The sequence below is a fragment of the Streptomyces sp. NBC_01546 genome (assembly GCF_045208355.1).
GTDB lineage: Bacteria > Actinomycetota > Actinomycetes > Streptomycetales > Streptomycetaceae > Streptomyces.
In genome coordinates, this window is the sequence record NZ_CP109379.1 from 1129047 (window position 1) to 1152684 (window position 23638).

Annotated in this window: 17 protein-coding genes; 4 read left to right on the forward strand and 13 right to left on the reverse strand. The window is 69.4% G+C overall.

Translation table 11 applies throughout. From position 1 onward, the window contains the following. Nucleotides 1–18: 18 nt before the first annotated feature. The 5 genes from OHA89_RS05585 to OHA89_RS05605 form a co-directional block, all read right to left on the reverse strand. The gene (locus OHA89_RS05585) at nt 19–267 is read right to left on the reverse strand and encodes an ABC transporter permease (RefSeq protein ID WP_251065759.1); all 249 of its coding nucleotides are present in this window, start codon (nt 265–267) and stop codon (nt 19–21) included. A gap of 267 nt (nt 268–534) precedes the next feature. Further along, entirely contained in the window at nt 535–1431 is an 897-nt protein-coding gene (locus OHA89_RS05590) for a DUF4436 family protein (protein WP_266613287.1), read from the reverse strand. A 109-nt stretch (nt 1432–1540) separates the two neighbouring features. Next, nucleotides 1541–3145: an alpha/beta hydrolase gene (locus OHA89_RS05595; protein ID WP_406365453.1), complete on the reverse strand. Its 1605-nt coding sequence runs from the start codon at nt 3143–3145 to the stop codon at nt 1541–1543. 12 nt (nt 3146–3157) lie between these two features. Then, nucleotides 3158–4570, reverse strand: coding sequence for an alpha/beta fold hydrolase (locus tag OHA89_RS05600; protein WP_323186069.1), 1413 nt, complete (start codon nt 4568–4570; stop codon nt 3158–3160). 369 nt (nt 4571–4939) lie between these two features. Continuing rightward, complete coding sequence (locus tag OHA89_RS05605) at nt 4940–5674, reverse strand: DUF899 domain-containing protein (RefSeq protein WP_406365454.1); 735 nt, start codon at nt 5672–5674, stop codon at nt 4940–4942. Nucleotides 5675–6087: 413 nt separating this feature from the next. Here OHA89_RS05605 and OHA89_RS05610 point away from each other — a divergent pair, with 413 nt between their 5' ends. The 3 genes from OHA89_RS05610 to OHA89_RS05620 all read left to right on the forward strand — a co-directional run bounded on the left by OHA89_RS05610 (nt 6088) and on the right by OHA89_RS05620 (nt 10093). Beyond that, nucleotides 6088–6918 (forward strand): DUF2182 domain-containing protein, encoded by an 831-nt coding sequence (locus OHA89_RS05610; RefSeq protein ID WP_257553069.1) that lies wholly within the window; start codon nt 6088–6090, stop codon nt 6916–6918. Nucleotides 6919–7130: 212 nt separating this feature from the next. Further along, nucleotides 7131–7784 carry a DUF1326 domain-containing protein gene (locus OHA89_RS05615; RefSeq protein ID WP_266613294.1) on the forward strand — a complete coding sequence of 218 codons (654 nt, stop codon included), beginning with the start codon at nt 7131–7133 and terminating at the stop codon, nt 7782–7784. A 695-nt stretch (nt 7785–8479) separates the two neighbouring features. Next, complete coding sequence (locus OHA89_RS05620; RefSeq protein WP_406365456.1) at nt 8480–10093, forward strand: right-handed parallel beta-helix repeat-containing protein; 1614 nt, start codon at nt 8480–8482, stop codon at nt 10091–10093. Here the strand turns inward: OHA89_RS05620 and OHA89_RS05625 are convergent. From OHA89_RS05625 to OHA89_RS05660, 8 genes are all read right to left on the reverse strand, one after another. After that, nucleotides 10027–11448: a UDP-glucose dehydrogenase family protein gene (locus OHA89_RS05625; RefSeq protein WP_406365457.1), complete on the reverse strand. Its 1422-nt coding sequence runs from the start codon at nt 11446–11448 to the stop codon at nt 10027–10029. The two genes, OHA89_RS05620 and OHA89_RS05625, sit on opposite strands and share 67 nt — an antisense overlap. A 64-nt stretch (nt 11449–11512) precedes the next feature. Beyond that, nucleotides 11513–12535 (reverse strand): UDP-glucose 4-epimerase GalE, encoded by a 1023-nt coding sequence (galE, locus tag OHA89_RS05630; RefSeq protein WP_257553072.1) that lies wholly within the window; start codon nt 12533–12535, stop codon nt 11513–11515. Between the two features lie 54 nt (nt 12536–12589). Further along, complete coding sequence (locus OHA89_RS05635) at nt 12590–14464, reverse strand: glycosyltransferase family 2 protein (protein ID WP_406365458.1); 1875 nt, start codon at nt 14462–14464, stop codon at nt 12590–12592. 128 nt (nt 14465–14592) lie between these two features. After that, nucleotides 14593–15639, reverse strand: a complete 1047-nt coding sequence (locus tag OHA89_RS05640) for a UDP-glucuronic acid decarboxylase family protein (protein WP_257553073.1) — start codon at nt 15637–15639, stop codon at nt 14593–14595. A 499-nt stretch (nt 15640–16138) separates the two neighbouring features. Further along, complete coding sequence (locus OHA89_RS05645) at nt 16139–16450, reverse strand: hypothetical protein (RefSeq protein WP_266613301.1); 312 nt, start codon at nt 16448–16450, stop codon at nt 16139–16141. 74 nt (nt 16451–16524) lie between these two features. Continuing rightward, the gene (locus tag OHA89_RS05650) at nt 16525–17781 is read right to left on the reverse strand and encodes an esterase/lipase family protein (protein WP_406365461.1); all 1257 of its coding nucleotides are present in this window, start codon (nt 17779–17781) and stop codon (nt 16525–16527) included. Nucleotides 17782–19203: 1422 nt separating this feature from the next. Beyond that, nucleotides 19204–21702: a SpoIIE family protein phosphatase gene (locus OHA89_RS05655; protein WP_406365462.1), complete on the reverse strand. Its 2499-nt coding sequence runs from the start codon at nt 21700–21702 to the stop codon at nt 19204–19206. Between the two features lie 886 nt (nt 21703–22588). Next, the gene (locus tag OHA89_RS05660; RefSeq protein WP_266613307.1) at nt 22589–23152 is read right to left on the reverse strand and encodes a DinB family protein; all 564 of its coding nucleotides are present in this window, start codon (nt 23150–23152) and stop codon (nt 22589–22591) included. Between the two features lie 162 nt (nt 23153–23314). Between OHA89_RS05660 and OHA89_RS05665 the strand changes: the two genes are divergently transcribed. Then, nucleotides 23315–23593 carry a hypothetical protein gene (locus OHA89_RS05665; protein WP_257553078.1) on the forward strand — a complete coding sequence of 93 codons (279 nt, stop codon included), beginning with the start codon at nt 23315–23317 and terminating at the stop codon, nt 23591–23593. Nucleotides 23594–23638: the final 45 nt, after the last annotated feature.

The following is a 23638-nucleotide window of genomic DNA, read 5'->3' on the forward strand; positions in this document are numbered from 1 at the left end:
CGGTTCCTGCTGGTGAGCTCACTCGGTGCGCGGCTGCAGCGCCTTGGCCCTGCGCCATTCACCGCGCGCGAGCAGCGAGAACGTGAGCGTGGCGCAGACGGCGAGGGCGACGATGACCCATTCGAGCGCCCCGCTGTGCTGGTCGGGGTCGACCCCGAAGACCTCTTCGATCCAGTCGCGCCAGACCAGGGTCACGATGAGAAGGATTCCGCTGATCGTGGCGGCAATCGCCTCGATCCAGCCGCGCATACGCACATTACGCATCATCTTGCGCACCCTTCGCGATTCCACGGCCGGACCGGCCGCTCCACAACCGAGGCCAGGGTGAGCGCGCCCGGCCGGACGGACGGGCGACGACGGCCCGTCAGCGGCAGCGCCACTGCAAGCAGGAGGCAACAGAGGATGCCGGGCCGAGGCCTCACTCTCAGTAGGCGCCGCACCCCCGGAACTGTCAAACGCACCGGTACGGGGCGTGCCGTGGAGCGCCGTCTGGACCTCCCGGCGAAGAGCGTGGGCACCCTTCTGCAACAACCTTCAGGTGGGATGGGTGTCGTCGTGCTGGAGTGCGGTGCGGACGCCGGTGATGACCACGGCGATCAGGCAGAGGGCGATGACGGTTTCGGCCCACAGGAAGGCGAACCAGTCCATCACGCAGCCGATCGGGGGTGTGCCGGGAGCGTTGTTGCGGAAGGCCGAGAGGGCGAACAGGGTGGCGGCCATCCAGCCGAGGGCGGCCCAGACCAGGCCCTCTCTGCGGATCGTCAGGTACCAGGCCCCGATGAGCACGGACGCCGCCAGTGCCCACATCACGATCATCATGAAGACCGTGAAGACGAGCAGGCTGCCCGATCGGGCCAGCCCCAGCCCCAGCGCCACGCCGGCAGCCTCTTGCTCTGACGAGGTGGGTGTCGCGGAGATCGAGAAGAGCGTGTCGCTGTTGGAGAACAGCATCCGCACCGGCACCTGCTTTCCGTCCAGCTGTGCCCAGAACTCGATGTCGGTCTCGTAGGTGTCGAACGGGTAGTCGCTGATCGATCCATTCGTGAGCGCGACCTGCACGTCCCTGATCGTGAGCCGCTCGTGCGCCTCGAACTCAAGGTCGCCGAGGGTCTGCGCGGAGGTCTGGAGGCTGAGATCGGCCACCGGGGCGGTCCCCTCCTCCTCGCCGAGGGACCCGAGCGGGGTGACCCGGACCCGCAGTTCCAGCTCTCTGGCCGCGGCGTCGACGCGTTGGACGGTGGCCTCCACGTCCACCCGGTCGGCGGCTTGGGATCCGACGGTGTGGACCGTGTCCATCGCCTGCCGCTCGGAGAACTGGAGCCACGACCCCACGGACACCGCCACCAGGATCAGGATCGCGATGGGCAGCAGGACCGGCAGGATCGAGGCCCCGGAGCGGCGTGGGTGACGTGGTTCCCAGGTTGGGGCCATGGTGACTCCGACGAGGTGGGAAGGGAATGGACTCGTCCGGCCCGACGCCCGTCCTGGTCACCGACAGCGGTGACCAGGACGGTGGCTTCGGAGCTGAGCACGAGCGGTTTCAGGGCTCGGTCTTGAACTCCGGCGCCTCAAGGCTCTTCAGGCATTCGGTCTTCGGTGCCTCCGGGTTCTCGAAGAACGAGACGGCAATGTCCTGGGCGCACTTCGAGGTGGCGATCACCACGTGCGGCTCGTAGGGGATCGTGACGACCTTGGCCTTGCTCAGCGTGCGGGCGACGTACGGCCCATTGTCCGCCCCGGTCTGGGCGTCGAACGCACCCGACAGCGCGAGGGTGGGGATGTCGCTGCGGGTGACGTCCCTGATCGAGGGCGCGGCCGCGGGGACCTTCCAGACGTCGCAGTCCGGATGGAGGGAGGTGAGCAGCGGGGCCTGGGCCTGCACCGAGCGGGGGAACGACGGGAACTCTTCCTGTCCGCCCTGGAGCGCCGCGTCCCTGCTCTCGTACGGCGTCCACGCGCTGCAGAAGATGCCGTAGGCGAGACCGTGCGAAACCACGCCGATGCCCTTGGGGTTGAGCCTCCAGCCCGCCCACTGCTGGGCGATCCGCTGCGGGTTGCCGTTCGCCAGCTCGTCGATGGAGAGGGGTACGGCCTCCGCCGTGTGGGTGGCGGAGGTCAGCCAGTTCACCAGGGTCCCGCCGTCCAGCACGACCTTCACCGGCTTCTCGCTGCCGGGGAGCGTGACGGTGGTGGTGACCGGCTTGGCTTCGAGGTCGCTGACGAGCTTCTCGAAGGTGGCCGACAGGTTCGGATAGCGCTTGTTGCAGGCAGGCTGGTCCGCGCAGGCCTTGAACAGGCCGTCGACGCCCTGCCGGAAGCTGCTCCAGGTCGAGGCCGACCCGGCCTTGGACGGCGGCAGGATGCCGTCGATGCCCACCGAGCGGAGACCCTCGGGGTGCAGGCGCATGGAGACGAGCGCCAGGTGGGTGCCGTAGGAAATGCCGTACAGGTTCCACTGCTTGATGCCCAGCGCCGTGCGCAGATCGTCGTAGTCGGCGGCGCTCTCGGTGTCGTTGTAGGCACTGAGGTCGACGCCGCGGGCCGCCAGCTTCTCGCGGCAGGCCTTCGTGGCCTCGACGTGCAGCCGTTCGGTGGACGGAGCGTCGTAGACGAGGCTGACCACCTGTCCGTTGAACTCGTCGATGTTGGGGCAGAGGAGCTCCGGGTCGGCCGAGTACGTACCGCGCTGGGACATGAGGATCACGTCACGGTCGCGGTTCAGGCCGCCGTCGACGGCCATCTTCGCCTCTCCCACCGCATCGTCCCCGGGTCCGCCCGCGAGCCACACGATGGGGTCGGGTTTCGGTGTGCCGGCCACGGCCGGCACGATCGCGACACCGAGTTCGATCGTTCGACTGCTTGGTTTGGCGCGGTTCTCGGGCACGGTGAGCGTTCCGCAGCGGGCCTCCTTCAGCTCCTCGATCGGTTCCGCCGTCTTCGGGCAGGGACCCGGTTCGAAGCTGGCGTCGCCCACCGTCCGGGCGACCGTGCCGATCGGCGCTCCGGTGCCGTCGTCGGTACGGGACTGCGCCTGGGCGGGCGCTGTGAGCAGGCCGGTGACGAGGAGACCGGTCGCCATACCCGCCGACGTGGCCAGGAGTCGTCGTGTGGTGCGCCGACGACGGCGCGCTTGCTGGAGAGTCATCTGCCCTCCCGGCTATTTCGGGATGATCGTGAACGGCTGGGGCTCGAGATCGTCCACGCAACTGGTGTCGGGCGCGGTCGGGCGAGCGAGGAACGAGGCCAGCACGCTCTGCGCGCAAGGCGACTGCGGAACAACCCAGTGGCCGATTCCGGGGACCAGCACGGAGGTCGAGTTGGACAGGTTGCGGGCCACGCCCTTCGCCCAACTCGCCCCGGTCTTCACGTCGAACGTGCCGGAGACGACAAGTGCCGGCACCGAGCTGAACGTGGGCACCCGCTGGACGGACGCGCGGTCCGGAACGTTCCAGACCCCGCACACCGGATACTGGAAGGGCAGCTGCGGAGCCTGGGACAGGACCGTGTCCGGCCACCCGGGGAAGGCCTTCTGCCCCGCCTTCAGCACGTCGGCCTCCGAGTACCCCGGAGCCCATTCACTGCACGCGATCGAGTTCGTCAGGCCGTGCGCGAAGTCGCCGACCTTCTGGACCGAGCCGGCCGCGCGGGCCTGCGCGAAGCGCTCCGGGTTCCCCTTGCTGAGTTCCTCGAGCGCTGCGGGCATGTCCTTGGGTCGGGGGGTGAAGGCGACGATCAGATTCAGCAGCGCGCCCCCGTCGAGTACGGTCTTGACCGGCTTCCCACCGTCCGGCGGCGCAACGTTCAGCGTCAGGGGCTGCGCCTCCAGCTTGCGGACCTGCTCCGTCAGGAGTTGGGGAAGGTCCGGGTACCGGTCCTTGCAGGCGGGCTGCGCCGCGCACGCCGCGAAAATGTTGTGGATTCCCTCGGCGGTGCTGCCCCATGTCCACGGCAGGGTCACGAACTGGGAAGGTGCGATCGAGTCGATCGCCACGGCGCGGATTCCCTCGGGGTGGAGGCGCAGGTAGGTGAGGGCCAGGTTGCTGCCGTAGGAGTAGCCGTAGACGTTCCACTGGGAGATGCCCAGCGCGTTGCGCAGGTCGGCGAAGTCCGCGGCGTTCTCGGTGCTGTTGTAGGCGCCCAGGTCGACTCCGTCGGCCACGAGGCGGGCCCGGCAGTCCGTCACCGCCTTCAGCATGATCTGTTCCGCCTGCTGTGCGTCATAGCCCAGGCCCACGGCCTGCTCGTTGAACCGGTCGACCTCCGGGCAGGCGAGGTTCGGCTGGTCGTAGAGGTTGCCGCGCTGGGCCATGATGATCAGTTCGCGGTCCTTGTTCAGGCCGGAGTCGATCAGGAACGGGATGTCGTCGAACGTGTCGGCGCCGGGGCCGCCCGCCATGAACACCACGGGGTCCGCGGCGGGTTTGTCGGAGGCGGCCGGGATCCTCGCCACGGCCAGCTTGATGGTGCGGCTGTCGGGGCGGGAGCGGTTCTCGGGGACCTCCAGGAAGCCGCACTTTGCGTCACTCAGCGCTTCGATGGGCTCGGGCGGCTTCGGACAGGCGCCCGGCACGAACCGGGGGGTTACCGGGCTCGGCTGCCCGGCGGGTTGGGCAGGTGCTGACGCGGCGCTACTGGGCGTGGGGCCGAGTGCTGCCAGGCAGACCAGAGCTGCCCCGGCAGTCACTGCGGGGATTCTGTGCTTTGGCATGTGATCTCGTTCCTCTGCCGACATCGACGGCGGCCCTGCTGTGGCCAGGCCAGGCCGCAGCGTTTTGGGCAGAACGCACCTTCTCGACGCTACCGGGTGGCTGCTTCGCGCGCACCCGGGGTAATCGCGGCCCGTGGCAAGGGCCGTGCGCCGCTTCGGGCCACCCGGCGGGTGCCCTCCATCCAGTCCGCACGGAACTGCGGGCGGCGCCGCAGCAGGCAGCCGCATTTCTCAGGTCTTCTCGTATTCGTCGTGGCGGCGCAGCCAGTGCGTCTCCTCGCCCTCCTCGTGGCGGCCCAGCGGTGTCCGGTCGAGGAGGCCGTAGTAGGCCATGGCGGGCTCGAGGCCGCGCGCGGTGGTGACGTACGTCCGGTAGACGATGCCGTCCGACAGCGCGTAACAGCTCAACCCGGGTCCCTCGGTGACGTACCCGAGCACGTCCGTGCCGCACGCCCGCGCCATCTGGCTCACGATCGGCGGAACCCCGGCCTCCAGGAACGGTCTCAGCTCGTCCGCCGTGTACGTGAAACCGAGGTCGCGGTGGAAGTCGCCGCCGCCGGCGGAGACCCAGTCGAAGCTCCAGCCCATCCGCTCCCGGTAGGGGAGGAGCTTGTCGAGCGGCGCCCGCGAGGAGCAGATCAGCGTCACATCACGGGCCTTGAGGTGGACCGCGTTGGGATCGAGGGTGTCCGCGATCGAGGAGCAGACAGGGCATCCGGCCTCGTACGGCGGTCCGAACATGAAGTGGTAGACGAGCAGCTGCGAGCGCCCGTCGAAGAGGTCCGCGAGCGGCCTGGCCCCGCCTTCGGTCTCGAACCTGTAGTCCTTCTCGACCCGCACCCGGGGAAGTTCCCTCCGCTTCCGCGCGAGCGCGTCACCGCGCCGGGTCAGGTCCTTCTCCTCCACGAGCAGCTCCGCTCGCGCAGCCTCGAATTCCTCCTGTGTGCCGACTCTGTGCTCGGGCATGTGCCTTTCCCTCCTGTGCGGGAGCAGAACGCCGCATCGCGGCGGGCGGTCACCCGCAGCGGCTGCCGTCAGTGCCCGCACCGGCGTTACCCGTCGCCCTACGTCCACCGTACGCGCGCGGCGTCGGACCCTCGCGACCAGCTGGGGGCCCTCAGGGCGCACTCGTCGGGCGCCGTCGATGCGCAGGGAGTCGACGGCTGCCGCCTCCGAGGCGCAACCGTGACGCAGGCCGCGCGCAACCGGGCGTGGCAGGTCCGGAAGGCGGGTGCTCTCCTCCCGGGTTTTGGGCTGTCCGGTTCTGTGATCTGCTGGAGAAGTCGTCGGACCGTCGGCTGTCCACGGTGTACCACCGGCATCGGTGTGGCACGGGCGACCGAGGCGGCCGGGGCAACTCGCGTCCTTGGGAGGTTCCCGTGCCGCACCTCCGCCTGGCCCCTCCGGCACCCACGCGGCCCGGAGTCCTGCTTCCCGCGCGGGACCTGGCGGTCGCGTGGTTCCTGATGGTGCTGCTGGCCGCGCTGGCGTGGGTGCTGACCATCGGCCAGTCCCGCCACATGGGGATGGAGCCCGGCACCATGGGCCTGGCGCTCCCCCTCTTCCTGCTGCTGTGGGTGGTCATGATGGCGGCGATGATGCTGCCGTCCGTCGCACCCGTCGCCATCACCTGGGTGCGCGGGATCAACCGCCGTTCGGCCGGCCCTGCCCGCGCCCTGAGGATCGCCGGGTTCGTCAGCGGCTACCTCCTGGCCTGGACCGCATTCGGGCTGCTCGCCTACGGCGCCCTGGCCGCGACCGGGCACCTGGTGGACAGCAATCCCGGGGCGGGCCGCTGGATAGGCGCCGCGGTGTTCCTCCTCGCGGCGGCTCAGCAGTTCGGGCCTCTGAAACGAGTCTGCCTGCGTCACTGCCGCAACCCGATGTTCCAGCTGCTCCAGTACTCGCACTACCGCCCCTGGGCGAAAGACCTGCGGGTGGGCACGCACCACGGGCTCTACTGCGTCGGATGCTGCTGGGGCCTGATGATCGTCCTGATCCCGCTCGGCGTCATGAACGTCGCCGCGATGGCAGGACTGGCGGCCGTGATCTTCCTGGAGAAGCTCTGGCGGCAGGGACCCTGGCTGGCCTGGGCCGTCGGCCTCGTCTTCCTCGTCCTGGCCGTGCTCGCCCCCTTCCAGGACTGGCTGCTGCCCGGCCTGGAGACATCCGGTCCCCCCATGGACCAGATGGCCGGCTGGACAGGCTGAGCCGTGGCTGCGTGCCCCGCGGGAAGCGACCCGTACTGTCCTTCCGTGCGGCGCGAGTCTCCAAGATCGGCACACGGCACGGGCGGCTTTCGCCCACGTGGCAGCGGGGGGAGAATTGATATGACCCGTACGGCCGAGCGCCTGTACTGACGTCCGGCGGGGCAATCGCCGACCGTGCTTCCCGTCCGTACGGGCCGCGAGGAGGCGAGGAGATGTCTGAGACGGCAGCTACCGTTCCGAGATGGCACGCGGCCGGCGACTGGTTCGATACGTGCAGGTGCAACGTTCCCTGCCCCTGCTCGTTCGCCCAGGCGCCCACCTACGGCGAATGCGACGGCGTCCTTGCCTGGCACATACGCGAGGGCAACTACGGCGAGGTACGACTGGACGGCCTCAATGTGCTGATGCTCGGCTCCTTCGTCGGCAATGTGTGGGCCGAGCACACCGATACGTTCGCGGCGGTATTCCTCGACGAGCGAGCCGACGGCACGCAGCGCGAAGCACTACAGATGATCTTCGGCGGCCAGGCCGGCAGCTGGCCTGCCGAAATGGTAAGCATGATGGACGCCGAAATGCGGGGCATGGACTTCGCCCCCATCGAGATCGAGGTCGACGAAGACCTCGGCGGCTGGCGGGCCACCATTCCCGACCGGGTCGAGGCGAGCGCGCAGGCGCTCACCGGACCGACGACTCCCGAAGGCGCCCGAGTCCAGTCGACCAACCTTCCGGGCTGCGAGACCGGGCCGGGACAGATCGCGACCTGGGGCCGCTCGACGGCGGACCGCGCCGACGCCTTCGGTTTCCGCTGGAGCCGCGAAGGCCAGTCCAGCAAGCACATCACCTTCGACTGGACGGGCCCCGACTGAAATCGGCTGCTCCCGCCCGGCGGACGCCAGCCCCGCCGGGTCCTGGGGTGGAAGCAGCCGGCCCACACACCACCGCTCGGCGGCCTCCAGGGCTGCCCGCCGTCCGCGCAGCCGGGCAAGCGGCGGAATCCGGCACTCACCGGGAGTGACCAGGCGTCGCGCGGTGTCGTAGACGACGCCCGCCAGGATCAACGCGGCGGCGAGGACGGCTATCAGCCCAGCCCTGCGGCACGGCGAGACCCGCTGCTCGGTACAACGCGCCGGATCGCCCGCCTCACCGCCATCTGCCAGGAGGCGCGGGCCGCACCCGAGTCCTCGCTCCGCACCCTGGGTCGCCCCTTGAGCAGCGCATCCTGCCGACCGTCGGCGGCACCGCCGGATGAGCACCTTCGACGCAGGTGCCCAAGGCCCCGCTCACCGCAGGCGCGCCAGGGGTTGCTCCGCTCGTCTCGGGCTCGGCCATTCATGCACCCAAGCGCCCGGCGGGCACAAGATCGGATATTCATGTGTATTCAGGCATCAGTTGGAAGATAGGGATTTATCGCCATGTCACGGACCTAACATGCCTGTGGATTCTGGCACCTTGTTACCCGAGGTGCGGAGCCGAACTGAATGGGGACACCGGGATGATGCGCGACCGTCGGACCACCGGGTGGGGTCGCCGCAGTGGGGCGAAATTCATCGCAGGCGTGACCGTGGGCGCAATCGCCCTCACCGGATGTGACGTGCTCAAGCCCTACACACCACCGCGACCTCCCGTCAAGGGGGCCCTCACCTTCTACGTGAGCCCGGAGGGCGACGACGATCAAGACGGGCTGTCCGAGGCGACCGCCTGGCGCACCCTCGCCCGGGCCGACCAGGTGCCGTTCCGGCCGGGAGACCGTCTGCGGCTCAAGGGCGGCGAGCGCTTCGTCGGTGGGCTGACCATCGGCGCGGGCGATGCGGGCAGCACACCCAAGCCCGTGGTGATCGATTCATACGGCACAGGTCGGGCCACCATCGCGGCGCGGGGTACCGCGGGAATCGCCCTGCACAACACCGCGGGCGTGGAGATCCGGAATCTGACCATCGTTGGCGATGCCAAGGCTCAGCGCAATGAGGCCGGCATCAGCCTCTTCAACGACCGCCGCGACAGAAAGCCCTTGGACCACGTGCGGGTCTCCGGAGTCGATGTGTCCCGGTTCCAGTACGGGATCAGCCTCGGAACAGGCCCGAAGTCCTCAGGATTCCGCGACGTCCGGATCAGTGACTCGGCAGTGCACCACAATCAGGACGCCGGGCTGGTCACCTACGGGCCGAGCTTCACGGCCGAGGAGCCGACCTACGCACACGAAAAGCTCGTGATCACGCGGGTCAAGGCGTACAGCAACCCCGGAGACCCGACGGCCGACGACCGCAACACGGGCAGCGGCATCGTTCTCGGCAGCGTCCGGGACTCGACCGTTCAGCAGTCCGTCTCTTACGACAACGGGGCGAAGTCCTCGGCCGGCGCCGAGGAGGGGCCCGAGGGAATCTGGACCTACGACTCGACCCGCGTCGTCATCCAGAACAACAAGGCATACCGCAATCACACCGGCTCTCGGGTCGACGGCGGTGGTTTCGGACTGGACAACAACGTGTCGTCGTCGGTCCTCCAGTACAACCTGTCCTACGGCAACGACGGTGCGGGCTTCCTCGTGTACTCGGGGGAATCGACCAACGCCCACAAGGACAACGTCGTGCGGTTCAACTACAGCTGGGACGATGCCAGAAAGCTGTCCTGGTACGGCGGCATCGTGGCCTTCGGCAACCTCATGCGCAATCTGGACATCTACCACAACACCGTGATCCTGCGGTCGAGCGGCAACGACCGTCCCCCGGCCCTGCGCCTGCGCAACGGCATGCGCGGGGTCGGGGTCCGCAACAACATCTTCGTCACCAACGGTGCTCCCGTGGTGAATTCGGACACGAACTACACACCGGCCCTCGTGCGTCTGCAGGGCAACGACTACTTCAGCACGGGCGACTGGAAGCTGCAGTGGGGCAAGGCGCGGTATTCCGACTTGGATGCCTGGCGGAACCGGGCCGGACAGGAGCAGATGGGCGCCGTCCTCACGGGCAGCACCGCTGACCCGTGTCTCATGGGCGCGGTGGCCCCGGTCACCGATCTGGCCGGAGCCACCCCTCTCGTCTCGCAATGCGCCGACGAGCTCGAAGGTGCCGTCAAACTGCGGTCGGTCGGCGTGGACCCCGGCCCGGTCGACTACTTCGGATCACGGCTGAGCACTGCGCCCTCCGCAGGAGCCGCGCAGCCGCGTGCCGAGGACTGAGCGGGGCCGCCGCCACGCAGGGGTGCGGGCACCGTGGCGGGGCCCGGCCTGCCGAGTGCCCGGACGGTCCAGCCGGCGGAGCGCCACAGCCCCGCATCGAGGTTGTTGCGGGCGTCGACCAGCCGCGGTGCGCAAACCACGCGTGCCAGCTTCACCGGGTCGACCTCCCGGTACTGGCTCCACTCGGTGAGGTGCAGCACGACATCCGCTCCCCGGCACGCGGAGAGCACGTCCGTCTCGTAGCGCAGCTCGGGGTGAGCCACGTGCGCGTTGTAGATCCCCTCGGGGTCATGGACCCGTACCTCACCGCCCTCGCGATGGATCGCCGCAGCCACGGCAAGGGCCGGCGAGTCGCGTACGTCGTCGCTGTTCGGCTTGAACGTGGCGCCCAGGACCGTGATCCGGTGTCCGGAGAACGCACCACCGAGCAGGTCACGGGCGATGGTGACGGTCCGGGACCGCTGGCGCAGGTTGATGTCGTCGACCTGGGTCAGGAAGCTCACCGCCTCCTCGACCCCGAGTTCCCGGGCCCGCGCGGTGAACGCCCGGATGTCCTTGGGCAGGCAGCCGCCGCCGAAGCCGAGGCCCGCATTGAGGAAGCGGCGCCCGATGCGGGTGTCGTGTCCGAGCGCATCGGCGAGGGTGCTCACATCGGCACCGGCCGCGTCGCAGACCTCCGCCATCGCGTTGATGAACGAAATCTTGGTCGCGAGGAAGGAGTTCGCCGCGACCTTGACCAGCTCGGCGGTGGCGGGGTCGGTGCTGATGTACGGGATGTCGGCGTCGAGCATGGGGGCGTACACCTTGCGCAGGGTCCGGTCCGCGCGCGGTGAGGTGACGCCCACCACGAGGCGGTCCGGCCGCAGCGTGTCCTCGACCGCGAACCCCTCTCGCAGGAACTCCGGGTTCCAGGCAACCTCTACGTCAGCCCCCGCAGGGACAAGGCCTCTGAGCCGGGCCGCGATGCGGGGGGTGGTGCCCACCGGGACGGTGGACTTGCCCACGATCAGGCAGGGACTGCTCAGGTGGGGAGCCAGCCCGTCGATGACGGCGTCGACGTACCGCAGGTCGGCCGCGTTCGAACCGGCCTGTTGCGGGGTGCCCACGCAGACGAAGTGCACCTCGCCGAAGGCGGCGGCCTCGCTGAGGGAGGTGGAGAAGCGCAGGCGCCCGGAGTCGATGGCGCGGGTCAGCACGTCGTCGAGACCTGGCTCGAAGAAGGGGGGTCTGCCCTCGGTGAGGGCTCTGATCTTTTCGGCATCGACGTCGACCCCGAGGACCTCGTGTCCGATGTCCGCCATGCACGCGGCGTGCACGGCTCCGAGGTACCCCGTACCGATGACGGTCAAGCGCATGCGAATCTCCTGTCTGACGAGCTGTGTGGTGGGGTGCGATGAACCGGGGGCGGGCTCGGAGGCGTCAGCCGGCGTAGCCCGAGGGGTTGAGTTCCTGGAAGCGCCAGGCGTCGCGGCACATCGCGGCGAGATCACGGGTCGCGGCCCAGTTCCAGGCCTCCGCCACCGCGGTGGGGTCGGCGACGAGCTCGGTCACGTCTCCCGGACGGCGCCCGGTCACTTCGTAGGGGATGGGCCTACCTGACGCCCGCTCGAAGGCGGCGACGAGGTCGAGGACGGAGGACCCCACTCCGGTGCCGAGGTTGAAGACACGCATTCCGTTCTCGTCCCCGAGGTGCTCCAGCGCCCGGCGATGGCCCTCGGCCACGTCCATGACGTGGATGTAGTCGCGGATGCCTGTCCCGTCGGGGGTGGGGTAGTCATCACCGAAGACGCTGAGCCGCTCGCGGCGGCCGACGGCTACCTGAGCCAGGTACGGCATGATGTTGTTGGGCACGCCGCGGGGGTCTTCACCCAGCAGTCCGGACGGGTGCGCGCCGACCGGGTTGAAGTACCGCAGGGCCAGCACGCTGAGCTCGGGGAGGCGGCGGCAGGTATCGGCCAGCACTTGCTCGCAGAGCCACTTCGTCGAGGCGTACGGGTTGGTCGGCGCCGCCGGATCCGCTTCTGTCAGAGGCACCTTGGTGGCGTCTCCGTAGATCGAGCAGGACGAGGAGAACACCAGCCGGTGCACTCCGTGCGCATGCATGGCCGACAGCAGGGCGGTCGTGCCGCCGACGTTGATGTCGTAGTACGCGATCGGGATCTCCACGGACTCGCCCACAGCCTTCTTCGCGGCGAAATGGATCACCGCGTCGATCGCGTGCGAGTCGAATACCGCGTCCAGCGCACGCCGGTCCCGCATATCGGCCCGGTAGACGGCGGCGACCGGGCGTCCCGCGATCTTCGCGACGCGTTCCAGCGCCTCCGGTGAGCTGTTCGAATGATCGTCGACGACGACGACCTCGTAGCCGTTCTCCAGCAGTTCGACACAGGTATGGCTGCCGATGAAGCCGGCGCCGCCGGTGACCAGAACCGTCGTGGGCATGGGGAATCCTTTCTCCGTGATCGTCTGTGGGGGTGGAGAGCAGGTACGCCTGTGTCACCAGCCGAAGATGCCCGCGACGTAGACGGGGAACAGGCCGATGGCCAGGGCGAGCGGCAGCAGTGCGAGGGTTCCGGCGAGCAGGGGCAGCCGGGCCGTCACGACGGCCTTGTACTTGGGCACTCCCGCAGCCCGGGCCATCTCTGCGATGTGCAGCCCGGCAATGGTGAGGGTGACCATCGCGTACGAGAGCGAGCCGAGGATGCTCAGGAACACATATCCCGCGGCGGGGCCGGTGAGCTCGCCGGTCACGGCCGCGCAGGACAGTGTGGTGGTGATGATCAGGTAGGGCGCCATGAGCCGCAGCGGCAGGGGCTCGAGCCCGTCCGTCGACTTGGGGGTCACCTTGAAGACCACCGGCCGGGGGCGCAGCTTCTGTACCAGGGCCGCGCCCACCCCCCAGGCGACGAAGGGCCAGCGGGCGAGCCCGAAGAGCCAGCTCTCCCAGCTCAGGACCGGTGCTTTCGCGGGGCGGAGCAGGCCTCGTCTGCGTACGAGCATGGTCAGGAGCATCAGCCACACGGACATCGCCCAGAAGTGGCCGAGGAACGAGAAGTAGTTCACGTTGATCCACGGCAGACCGGTGACTGCGGCCACCGGAGGCAGAGCCAGCCCCATGGTCGTGGTCGCGGCGAGCAACGGGTAGTACGACAGGGCGAAGGCGAAGCGCAGGCGCAGCCAGCCGCGCATGCGGCCCAGGTGGCGCGGCAGCATCCCGAAGAGCATCACCGCGAGACTGCGGGACCACTGGAACTCCTGGGTGGCCATGGCCGCGAAGGTGACGGGGCCGTCGCCGCTCGCGTGGGCATCGATGGCGAACGAGCCCTGCCAGCCGGCCGAGTTCATCAGGAACGTGGTCGAGAAGTCCTCTGCGAGTTCGGGCCCGATGCCGCCGATGTCCCGCACCGCCTCCGTACGCACCGCGTAGTGGGAGCCGATGCACAGGGGCGCCAGGCCGGCCGAGTGGCCCAGCTGGACCGCCCCGTGGAAGACGGCCTCACGATGCAGTCGGCCCCGGGCGGACCAGGAGACGTCGGCGTTGGCATCGCACACGCTCGGAGCCGCGACGTAGCCGATCGCGGGATCGGAGAACGGCCGCACCATCTCGGTCAAGTACGTACGGCTCGGCACGTGATCGCAGTCCAGCTGCGCGACGACGTCGTAGTCCCGGTAGCCCCAGTGGTCGTAGAAGAAGGCGAGGTTGCCCTCCTTGCAGCGCGTGCGACGCGGCCATGTGAGCCGGTGGTAGTCCGGGCGGTCCCGGCGGCAGGAGACCCGGACTCCGTTCGCCTCGCACCATTCCAGGATGTCGCTGGACGGGTCCTCGTCGCACAGCCATACGTCGTAGGGGTGGGGGTAGTCCTGACGGAGCATCGCCTCCAGGGTGGTGCGGGCGATGTCCCAGTGCTCCGACGGAGCCCGGGTGACCACGAATGCCGCACGTACCACCGGGACTTCGATCCGCGAGTCGAACCGGCGCAGGCGGACGACCGCGACCAGGAAGTGCAGGGGCAGCAGCGCGAGGTAGAACAGCAGCGCACTGTTGACGGTCAGGCCCACCCAGCCGATCCGGTGCTCGGGACGCAGCCACCAGACCCAGAACCAGACGAGGCAGGCGACCCACCCCAGGGTGAGCACCACCACCTTCAGCCTGTCGGCTGTGCCGAACTGGCGGACGAAGCTCGTCGCGCGGGTCTCCCGAGCGCGGCGCGGGTCGGCGAACACGGGCCCGTCGGGGAGGATCTCGGCGACGCGGCCCCGGGAGAGCTCGCGGATCTGGTCCTTGAGTGTGGCCTGCTCTCCGGACGGGCTGGGGATGCGCGCGTCGGTCGCGGCAGCCGCGTGTACGAGCCCTGGCTCGGTCGGGGTCATGTGAACGCACTCCGGGATGATCTTGGTGTGGCGGCGCGAGGGCCTCACGGCCGCCTTGGAGGTGAGGAGCGGGCGGGGAGAGGAGTGCCGTGACGCCGCTCCCCGCCGGAGCGAAGGACCGGACGCGTTCAGGCCGGAGCGGGAACGGATTCCGGCCGGTCGGACACAGCGTCGGCGTGCCTCCTCGGGGGCGGCATCCCGTCCTCCTGGCCGCCGCGGATCGCGGCGGCTCCGGCCGAGAGGTCGGCCGGGCGGGAGGCGAACCAGTCACTCGTCCTGCGCAGCCCCTCCTCGATGTCCACCTCGGGCCACCAGCCGAGCGCGTCCCGCGCCCGGGAGATGACCGGCCGCCTGCGGACCGGGTCGTCGACGGGGAGCGGGTGGTACTGGATCTCCGACGGCGAGCCGGTGAGCTCCAGCACCATCTCGGCGAGCTCGGTGACCGTCCGCTCCACCGGATTCCCCAGGTTGAAGGGTCCGGCCTCGGAGGAGTCGAGCAGGGCCACGAGCCCGCGGACCAGGTCGTCGACGTAGCAGAAACTACGGGTCTGCTTTCCGTCTCCGTAAATGGTCAGGGGTTCGCCTGTGAGGGCCTGGGTGATGAAGCTCGAAACCACCCGTCCGTCGTGCGGGCGCATGCGCGGACCGTACGTGTTGAAGATCCGCGCGATACCGACATTCACACCGTGGGTTCGGCGGTATGCGACTGAGATCGCCTCAGCGAATCGTTTCGCCTCGTCGTATACGCTGCGCGGTCCGACGGAATTCACGTTGCCCCAGTAGTCCTCGTCCTGCGGGTGGACCAGGGGGTCTCCATAGACCTCACTCGTCGACGCGAGGATGAACCGGGCACGATGACGCAGTGCGAGACGGAGGGCGTTCTCCGTCCCCCTGCTGCCGACGGCGAGCGTCTCCAGCGGCTGCCGGAGGTAATCGGGCGGGGACGCGGGGCTCGCCAGATGGGCGACGGCGTCGACAGGGCCGGCGACCTCCGTCATGACGCTGACATCGGCATGGATGAATTCGAACGCTGGATTGGAGAGCAGGTGGGCGATGTTCCTGGGCTCGCCTGTCGAGAAGTTGTCCAGACACACCACGGAGTCCCCGCGCCTCAGAAGGGCCTCGCAGAGATGTGACCCAAGAAATCCACCGCCACCGGTGACGGCAACGCGCATACGCTTCTCCAGAAATCGGGAGCGGAAAGCCTCGGATCGCGTTCCTGGCACAGCCGACCCACATGCACGGCGGCCGGAAGCGAACGGGCTCGGGGGAAACTTGGAAAAGAATATGGAGATACGTAAGACATTTTTGTGCAGCGCAAATCTGCGCTACGCCGATTGGCCGCCCACCCCGGTGCACCACTCGCCGTCGGCCAGGGCGCCCAAGGCTTCGCGCTCCGATCAGTCCACGGTTCCGCCTCACTCGTGCGTGTGAGCCGCCGCCGCGCGCGTCAATGGCCGGATGGCCCAGCACCGCGGCTCGCGCGCCGACTGGACCGGTTCGGGCATCTGGGCATGGTCGCCGCGCCCTGCACGACGCACGCCTCGGCATCACTGGGTGCCGTCCGGAGCGGATGGGCGTGATCCTCGGCGTGGGGGCGAACAGTCTGCAGACCTCGACCGTCCGAACGTGCTGAGACGCAGTGCGTCGTGCAGCAGGTCGACGGGAGTGCGGTCAGCGGGGGGAGGCGAGCCAGCCGAGTACGTCGGTGACCGGGCGGCCGTGCAAGACGGGCAGCCGGCCGACCGTCAGTCCGGAGCGCAGCCTCCGCCCATGGCACTCGCGGACCCCGAGCCGGTCCCGCGGTTCGCCCACTCGATCCCGGAGCTTCATCTCCCGCTGGTCACCGTCCATCCTGCCCCTGGCCCGCAGCAACCGCGGACCGCTGCCCTGTGCATCCCACAAGAACTCGCCACGGCTCTCGATGAACTTGTCGTTATCCTCGCTGACGGGCAGCACGTGGCCGTACACGTCCGCAACAGCCATGGCCCTCGGCGACATCCCGGGGCGAGCCGGGGTGGGCGGGACGGCCGTTGGGCCAGCCCCGCCCACCCCGCTGGTCACCCAGCCGCGATCTCGTTCACGAGCCACGCCCCGAGTTCTTCGGTCATGGTGGTGTGGCCCTCGTTGCGGCCGGCGCAGTGGAAGGCGTCGAGCGCGCCGTCGCCCGCGGTGATCGGACGGTACAGCGCCTGCGGGTCGTTGATGTCGCCGGACGCGACGGCGCTGATGGCGGGGATGAAGCAGGACGTGGTGATGACGCCCGGGTCGACCACGTTGCCGAGAAGGCTCATGAGGAGGGCGGCGAGGCCGAAGCTGCCGGTGTCGCCGGCCGGGGACTGCATGGTGAACAGGCCGCCGGGAGCGCCGTCGATGTCGGGCAGCCCACTGGTGCTCACCATGGTCCCCTCGTCGCCCGCCGTCTGCAGCCTGGCGACGATCTGGTCACCCTTGGCCTGGATCTTCAACCAGGTGTCCTGCAGCGTTTCACCGTCGCCCCTCACCGCGATCGAGCCGGCCTCGGCGCCGTTTCCGACGCCGGTCTTCACGCCGTTGGCGACACCGATCTTGCGGACGTTCCGCGGCCACCCCCCGAGTTCGTCGAGCTTTCGGAGGAACGTCAGCCGCTCCGGTGCCTGCTCCGGCTCGGCGTCGACCTTGCCGATGTGCCACCGCGCCATCTCCTTCGCCGCGGGGCTGTTGAGCAGCCCGGAAAGCTGGCGCAGCACGGGGCCCAGCGTGGGATTGTCTCCCCACTGGTCCGTCGCGTAGTGGGTGAAGGCCTGGAGGGAGACGGGGAACCACGCCCCCTGGTGAGGGGTGTCGTAGGAGAGGTAGGTGGCGGTCTCGTGGTCCGGAAGGCCGGGGTCGTGCTCCATCCTGGCCAGCGCGTAGCGGGTGATGAGCCCGCCCATGCTGAAGCCGCCCACGGCCAGCTTCGCGTCACCCACCCGCTCGTCGACGGCCCGGCGGATGCACTCGATCGCGGTCTCGGCGTTGGCCGTGATCGAGGCGGTCCGGTCGTGGTAGCCGAGGATGATCACATCGCGGCCGGCGCCGTGCAGTTCACTGATGAAGCGGTAGTTCCCGTTCTCCTCCAGCCCGTGCCAGAGCTGGTCCAGGTTGGTCGATCCGCCCGAGAAGCCGTCGGAGAGGATGACGGGCCGAATGAGCTGCCGGCGGTTCAGCGGGCTGTAGTACACCCAGGCCGTGCCGCCCTCCAGGGGCCACTCGTCGTGCGCGTCCGGCGCGGGAGGAAAGGAAGAACGGGCCTGCGGGGAGGCAGGCCCCCAGATGTCAACGACGGTGTTGGACATGCTTGGTCGACTCCTTGCGTAGTCATGGAACACCGCACGCACGCGCAGTGACCCGGGGCAGGCGGGGAGCTCCTGAGGCCCAGCAGCTCCCTGCCGCACGGCATCCTCACACCACGCCCTCGGCCGTTCCCCGTGCCTCTGAACAGGGAAACCATCCCTCCGAGTGATCATCTTCAGCATTCGGGCGAGACGCGGCACACCAAAATCGTTTCGCCATCAGGGGGTTACCCAAGGGATCCCTACGGTTAGGGGAGCCTTTCCGATCACCGTCGGTCCGGGCGTCAGAGAAGCCGAGTTGTCTGACACCGTGTGGCCGGTGATGGCGCCGCTGTTGCCGCCGGTTAGAAGCGCCCGTGACGATGGCGTGGGCACCATCAGGTCCGCCCGCGAACGTGCCGTCGTTGCAAACCGGGCTGGGCTGTTGGCCGTGGGAGATCGGACCGTGCATGCTCTGTGCGGAGCCCATTAACCGTTACGGCCGATCCAGCCCACTCACGTGCCCTGGCTGCCGGGCAACCACCCAAGTCCGGCGAGGGTCACCGCCACGGGCGGCGATTCACGCCGGCTGCGGCACCGGCTGTTGCATCGGTGTGCCCCGCCGCAGCACGCTGCCGGAGATTCACCGTCTCGGTGCCCGGACGACGGGGTGCGGAGCCAGCCGTTGCGGGGAGCTTCGCCGTTCGCCGCAGGCGCCAGACCAGGACGTCCGTGAGGTTGTCCGCTCCGTCGACCCTGCTCGCGCATCGCGCCGAGCGGGGACGCGGAGGACGATCGGTATGCCGCCCGGAGGTGCCAGGCCGCCTGGCGGGCGGCGGCGGCCTGCTGGGCGTGCCCGCGGGCGGAGTGCCAGTGCACGGCGGCGATCGTGGCGAGGGACGAGGGTGGACAACAGCATCGCGGTGGCGCCGCCATCTTTACCTCGGCCGAGGGCGTCGTCGGCGCGGAGGATGCCTCGTGCGGCGGAGCGGATGGCGCGGTTGTCGAGCGCTCTGCGCGGATGTGGGAGCGGGCGACGCGTTCGAAGGCGCGGGCTGCCCGGTTCAGTTCGCCGCGTGTCGAGACGGGTGGCGCCGCAGATCTGGACCGCTACCGGATTCTCCGTACCCGGCCCGCGCACCGCACCTCTGCCGTGGACATCGGAGCTCGCCCCACGGTTCCGAGCGCCCGAAGCCCTGGCTGGTGGCGCACACACGGCTGACGCCTCAGTGGCCGCGCAACTGCCGCACGAGGGCGTCAACGAGGCGGGGCTGCTGCCCGAGACGACCGCAACCAACTCCTGGACACCACCCCATCGCGCAAGGGCAGGCCGGCGCACCCATACACGGCGTCCTCCTGAAGGACTATCAGCAGGTCCCGTGGTGATCCCTCCGGCATCCTCGGTGGAGCCCGAGTCGGACACTCATGCCGACGGAGCCCATGTGGCTACGACTCACCTGGTGTCCACCCATTCAACGCTAGGTTCGCCACAGCCGCGGAGTGCCCCTCCGCTGCTGCGGCAAGGGGGAACTCCGTCCAGACAGTCTTGCCGTCCCGGGTGTAGCGGGTGCCCCATCGTTCGGTGAGCTGGGCCACCAGGAAGAGGCCGCGCCCGCCCTCATCGGTGGTGCGCGCACGTCGTAGGTGCGGAGCGGTGCTGCTGCTGTCGGAGACCTCGCAGATCAGGCTGCGGTCACGGATGAGCCGCAGGGTCACCGGCGTGCCGCCGCCGTACCGGTAGGCGTTGGTGACCAGTTCACTGACGACCAGTTCGGCGGTGAAGGCCAGTTCCTCCAGGCCCCACCTGGTCAGCGTGGTCTCCGTCAGGCGCCGTGCCCGGGCGGCGGTGGTCGGCTCTGCGGGCAGTTCCCAGGAGGCGACCTGCTCCGGCGCCAACACGCGGGTGCGGGCCAGGAGCAGTGCGACGTCATCCGGCGGGTGATCCGGCAGCAGGACGTTCTGCACGTCCGCGCAGGTTTCCTCCAGCGAGCGGCCGGGCCGGGACAGGGCTTCTCGCAGCCGCTCAAGCCCCTCGTCGAGGTCGAGGCCACGGGCCTCGACCAGGCCGTCCGTGTACAGCGCCAGAAGACTTCCCTCGGCGAGTTCCAATTCGGCGGACTCGAACGGAAGTCCGCCCAGCCCCAGCGGCGGCCCCTCGGGAAGGTCGGGCAGGCTCACCGTGCCGTCGGAGGTCACCACGGCGGGTGGCAAGTGACCCGCCCGAGCCAGGGTGCAGCGCCGGGAGGTGGGATCGTAGACCGCGTAGAGGCACGTGGCGCCGACGATCTGCTGGCCCCGCGAGCGTCCGTCGGCAGGCTCCTGCTCAGCTGCCAGGCGGTTGACCAAGTCGTCCAGGTGGGAGAGGACCTCGTCCGGAGCGTAGTCGAGGCTGGCCAGGGTGTGCACGGCCGTGCGCAGGCGGCCCATGGTGGCCGCGGCGTGCAGACCATGGCCGACGACATCGCCGACGACGAGGGCGACGCGTGCTCCGGAAAGCGGGATGACATCGAACCAGTCGCCGCCGACACCGGTGGCGGGATCGGCCGGCAGATAGAGGTGCGCGACCTCGACCGCGCTGTATTCGGGCAACGCCTGCGGCAGCAGGCTGCGCTGCAATGTCAACGCGGCCTGATGCTGCTGGGTGTAGCGGCGGGCGTTGTCGATGCACAGGGCGGCCCGCGCGGCGAATTCTTCTGCGAGCGTGAGGTCGTCCTCCTCGAACGGCTCGGGCCGCTCGGCGCGCCACAGGCTGAGCAGGCCGAGGAGCAAACCGCGGGCCGTCAGCGGTACGACGATCAGCGAGTGAGCGTGCAGACCGAGGGCGCGCTGTGAGCGCTCTGGATCCTGGAAGTACCAGCCGGGGCTGCTCTGGAGCACTGGTTCGAGGATGGGCTGCTGCTCGGCGAGGCACCTGGCCTGCGGGGTACGAGGGTCGAAGTGGAAAACCTCTCCGGCGGAGTACATCACCCGCAGCGCCTCTGCCATGACCGAGTGGACGGCCATTCTGCGGACCGGTCCGGTCGCCTCCTCGGCGGTCTCGTCGCCTCGGGCGACCGACTCCAGCAGATCCACCGAGACGGCGTCCGCGAGGTCGGGGACGGCGACGTCGGCCAGTTCCCGGGTGGTCTGGCCGAGATCCAGTGTGGTTCCGACGCGGGCGCTCGCCCGGTTGAGCAGGGCGAGCCGCCTCCGGGCCCGGTAGCGGTCGGTGACGTCCTCCACCAGTTGGGTGACTCCGAGGATCCCGCCGGAGGGGTCCTCCATCCGAAACGCCGACACCGAGACCACCCGCTCGTGGCCAGGGTCACTCCTCAGGCGACAGGGCTGCTCGGTGAAGATCAGGGGGGCGCCCGTCTCCAACACCCGCCGCAGCCGGGTTTCGATGGTCTCCACGTCCGGACCGATGAGGAAGTCGCCGATGCGTCGGCTCCGGATCTCCGCCGCGGAGAGTTGCGTGAACCGGGCCAGCGCCCGGTTGATCCGCAGGATGCTCAGATCGGGGGCGTGGACGGACAGACCGATCGGGGAGCGCCGGAACAGACCGTCCAGGACCGACCGATCCGTCTCCCACTGGAGCACCTCCTCCGCCGGGGCGACGACCAGGAACCACTCGCGGGCCGAGTCGGCGCGGATGACAGCGCGGGCGCGGAAGCCCAGCTCCACCCGTCGCCCGCTGCGGTGCAGGACGGGCAGGAGGCCGGACCAGCCCCGGTCGCGCTCGCACGCGGCCGCTGCGGCCCGGACCGCCTCACGGTCACGAGAATCGAACAAAAACTCGAAGGCCATGCGGCCCAGCACCTCTTCGGGGAGGTAGCCGAGGTGCTCCTGGGCGCGCTCGCTCCAGCCGACGACCCTGCCGTGGTCGTCCAGAACCGCCGAGGCGGAGTTGTGCAGCGCGAACGGGTCCTCGGGCACCTCACCCGATCCCGGCGCCGGTGCGTCCATCGCTGCCACCCTCCGACCTGCTCGACCTGCCGAACGGACCGCACAGCGGGCATTGCCGCGGCGACTACCCAGAGTGATCAGAGATCAGCCGTTGAGCAGTCGGCTTACCTTCAGTATCGCCGCGCCGCTGTACGTCGGCAGTGGGTCGTCCACCGTCTGCCCCCTAGTTCGTCGGGCCCAACCCGCCGGGGCCGGCGCGTCAGGTGCCGCGCGACCGCCCCGCCATCGGACGACGGCGCGCTCGGGGCCACCCCGGGCAGCGCACCATGAGGTCGAGGATCTCTCGGGCCCGGTCGAGGCGCTGGTGCAGCAGCCACTCCGATGGGCTGAGCCCGGCCTCGGCCGCCCTGGCCGCCCGCCTCGCCGAGGGACGTCCTCCGCGAGACCCGCAGCTCACGAGCGCCCGGACCCGTGCAGGAACATGGGCCCGGCCCGGCAGCTCGAATCGGCGGTGGTGCCACACATGATGAAGACGGAGCACGTCCACCGGACTGCCACTTGACCGGGGCGAGTTGCAGCAGGTGCCGGGCAGGGGTCCGTGAAGCAGATCAGCGCATCCGACCCCGTGTTTTCGACGGCACCGGCGGGAGTTACGGGGCAAGGATCGGGGGCCGGCGTAGCAAGCCCTTGACCGCGCCGTAGCGGGTACCGACGGGTTGCCCCATCGACGACGAGATCGAAGAACTCCCCGGCGTCACCTCCAGCACCACCGACGTACGCAAAGAGCGCACGGTGGTCGAACTGACCGACCCCATCCCCGCGGAACGGATCGTCGCGGCCTTTGCGGAAGCCGGCTACTCCGGCACCCCGCTGGCCTGCCCCCATGGCCGTGGTGTCCCGACTGCCCGGTCCGGGACACCACGGCCGCTGCCGTACAGGAATCGGGTCAGCTTCCCTTGCCCATAGTCAGCTGGCTGCGATGGAAGTCGAAGTGCTGGGTGGGGTACCGGTAGATGTCCGCAAGGGTCATGAAGTCCTTGAAGAAGGGATCCCACCGGACCGGGTAGTGCATGCCGCGGGCCAGACCGGCCTCGGTCTCCGCTTCGAGGTGCCGGTGCAGCGAGGCGATGACCCGGTCGAAGGCGGCGCCCATCCGCCGGGGACCGTAGACCTTGGCCGCGCCGCAGGGGCCGACGTAGTTGATCAGGTCGAACGGGACCGTGGCCGCGTTCAGCAGCCGGGCGAAGACCTTGCTCGCCGTGCGGGGCAGCCGCCCGAAGACGCGTACCAGGACGAGCAGTGCCCGGACGATCATGTAGCCGAAGAGCATGTGCCACAACAGCTGCTTGTTGGTCCAGCGCGTGCCGTCGGTTGCCTTGGCAAGGTCTGCCGCGGAGGGCGCGTCGATCAACCTGTGGAAGGTCAGCCGGGCACGCTCGTAGTCGTCGTGAACGGCTTGGCGGTCCATCGGGTGGGTGTCCGTCATGGTCTGCCGGCTTTCGGTCGGCACTCCGAATTCCGTCGGGGCTTGTGATGATGCCCCCTGCCACGCTCCGGGACCAGTTGCTGGGAAGCGGGTGGTGCGGCGCATTGCCGGGCAGGCCGTATGACGGCTCCGTGCCTACGCTTGAGGTGGGGCGCTGGTCTGGGTGATCAGCTGGAGGCGACACCGATGGGACGACGCCATCATTTCCACGTCGAGTACGTGGGGCACTCGGTCAGTGCCACCGTCGAGGCCGGCCACACGGTCCTGGTGGAGGTTCTGGTCGACGGCAAGGAGACCGGACACGGCACGACGCACGACGACCACCCCGTGACCGTGCACGTCGAGCTGCCCACAGATCCGCCGACTCCGGTGTCCGTACGGGTGACGCCCGCTCCCGGCGTACCGCGTTGCATTCTGGAGGTCCCTGGAGCCGAGGATCACGTCATGTCACCCCGCCCGTTCTGACGGAGCACGCCGGCAGGCCTGGCCAATGAGCGAGTTGCCTGTGGC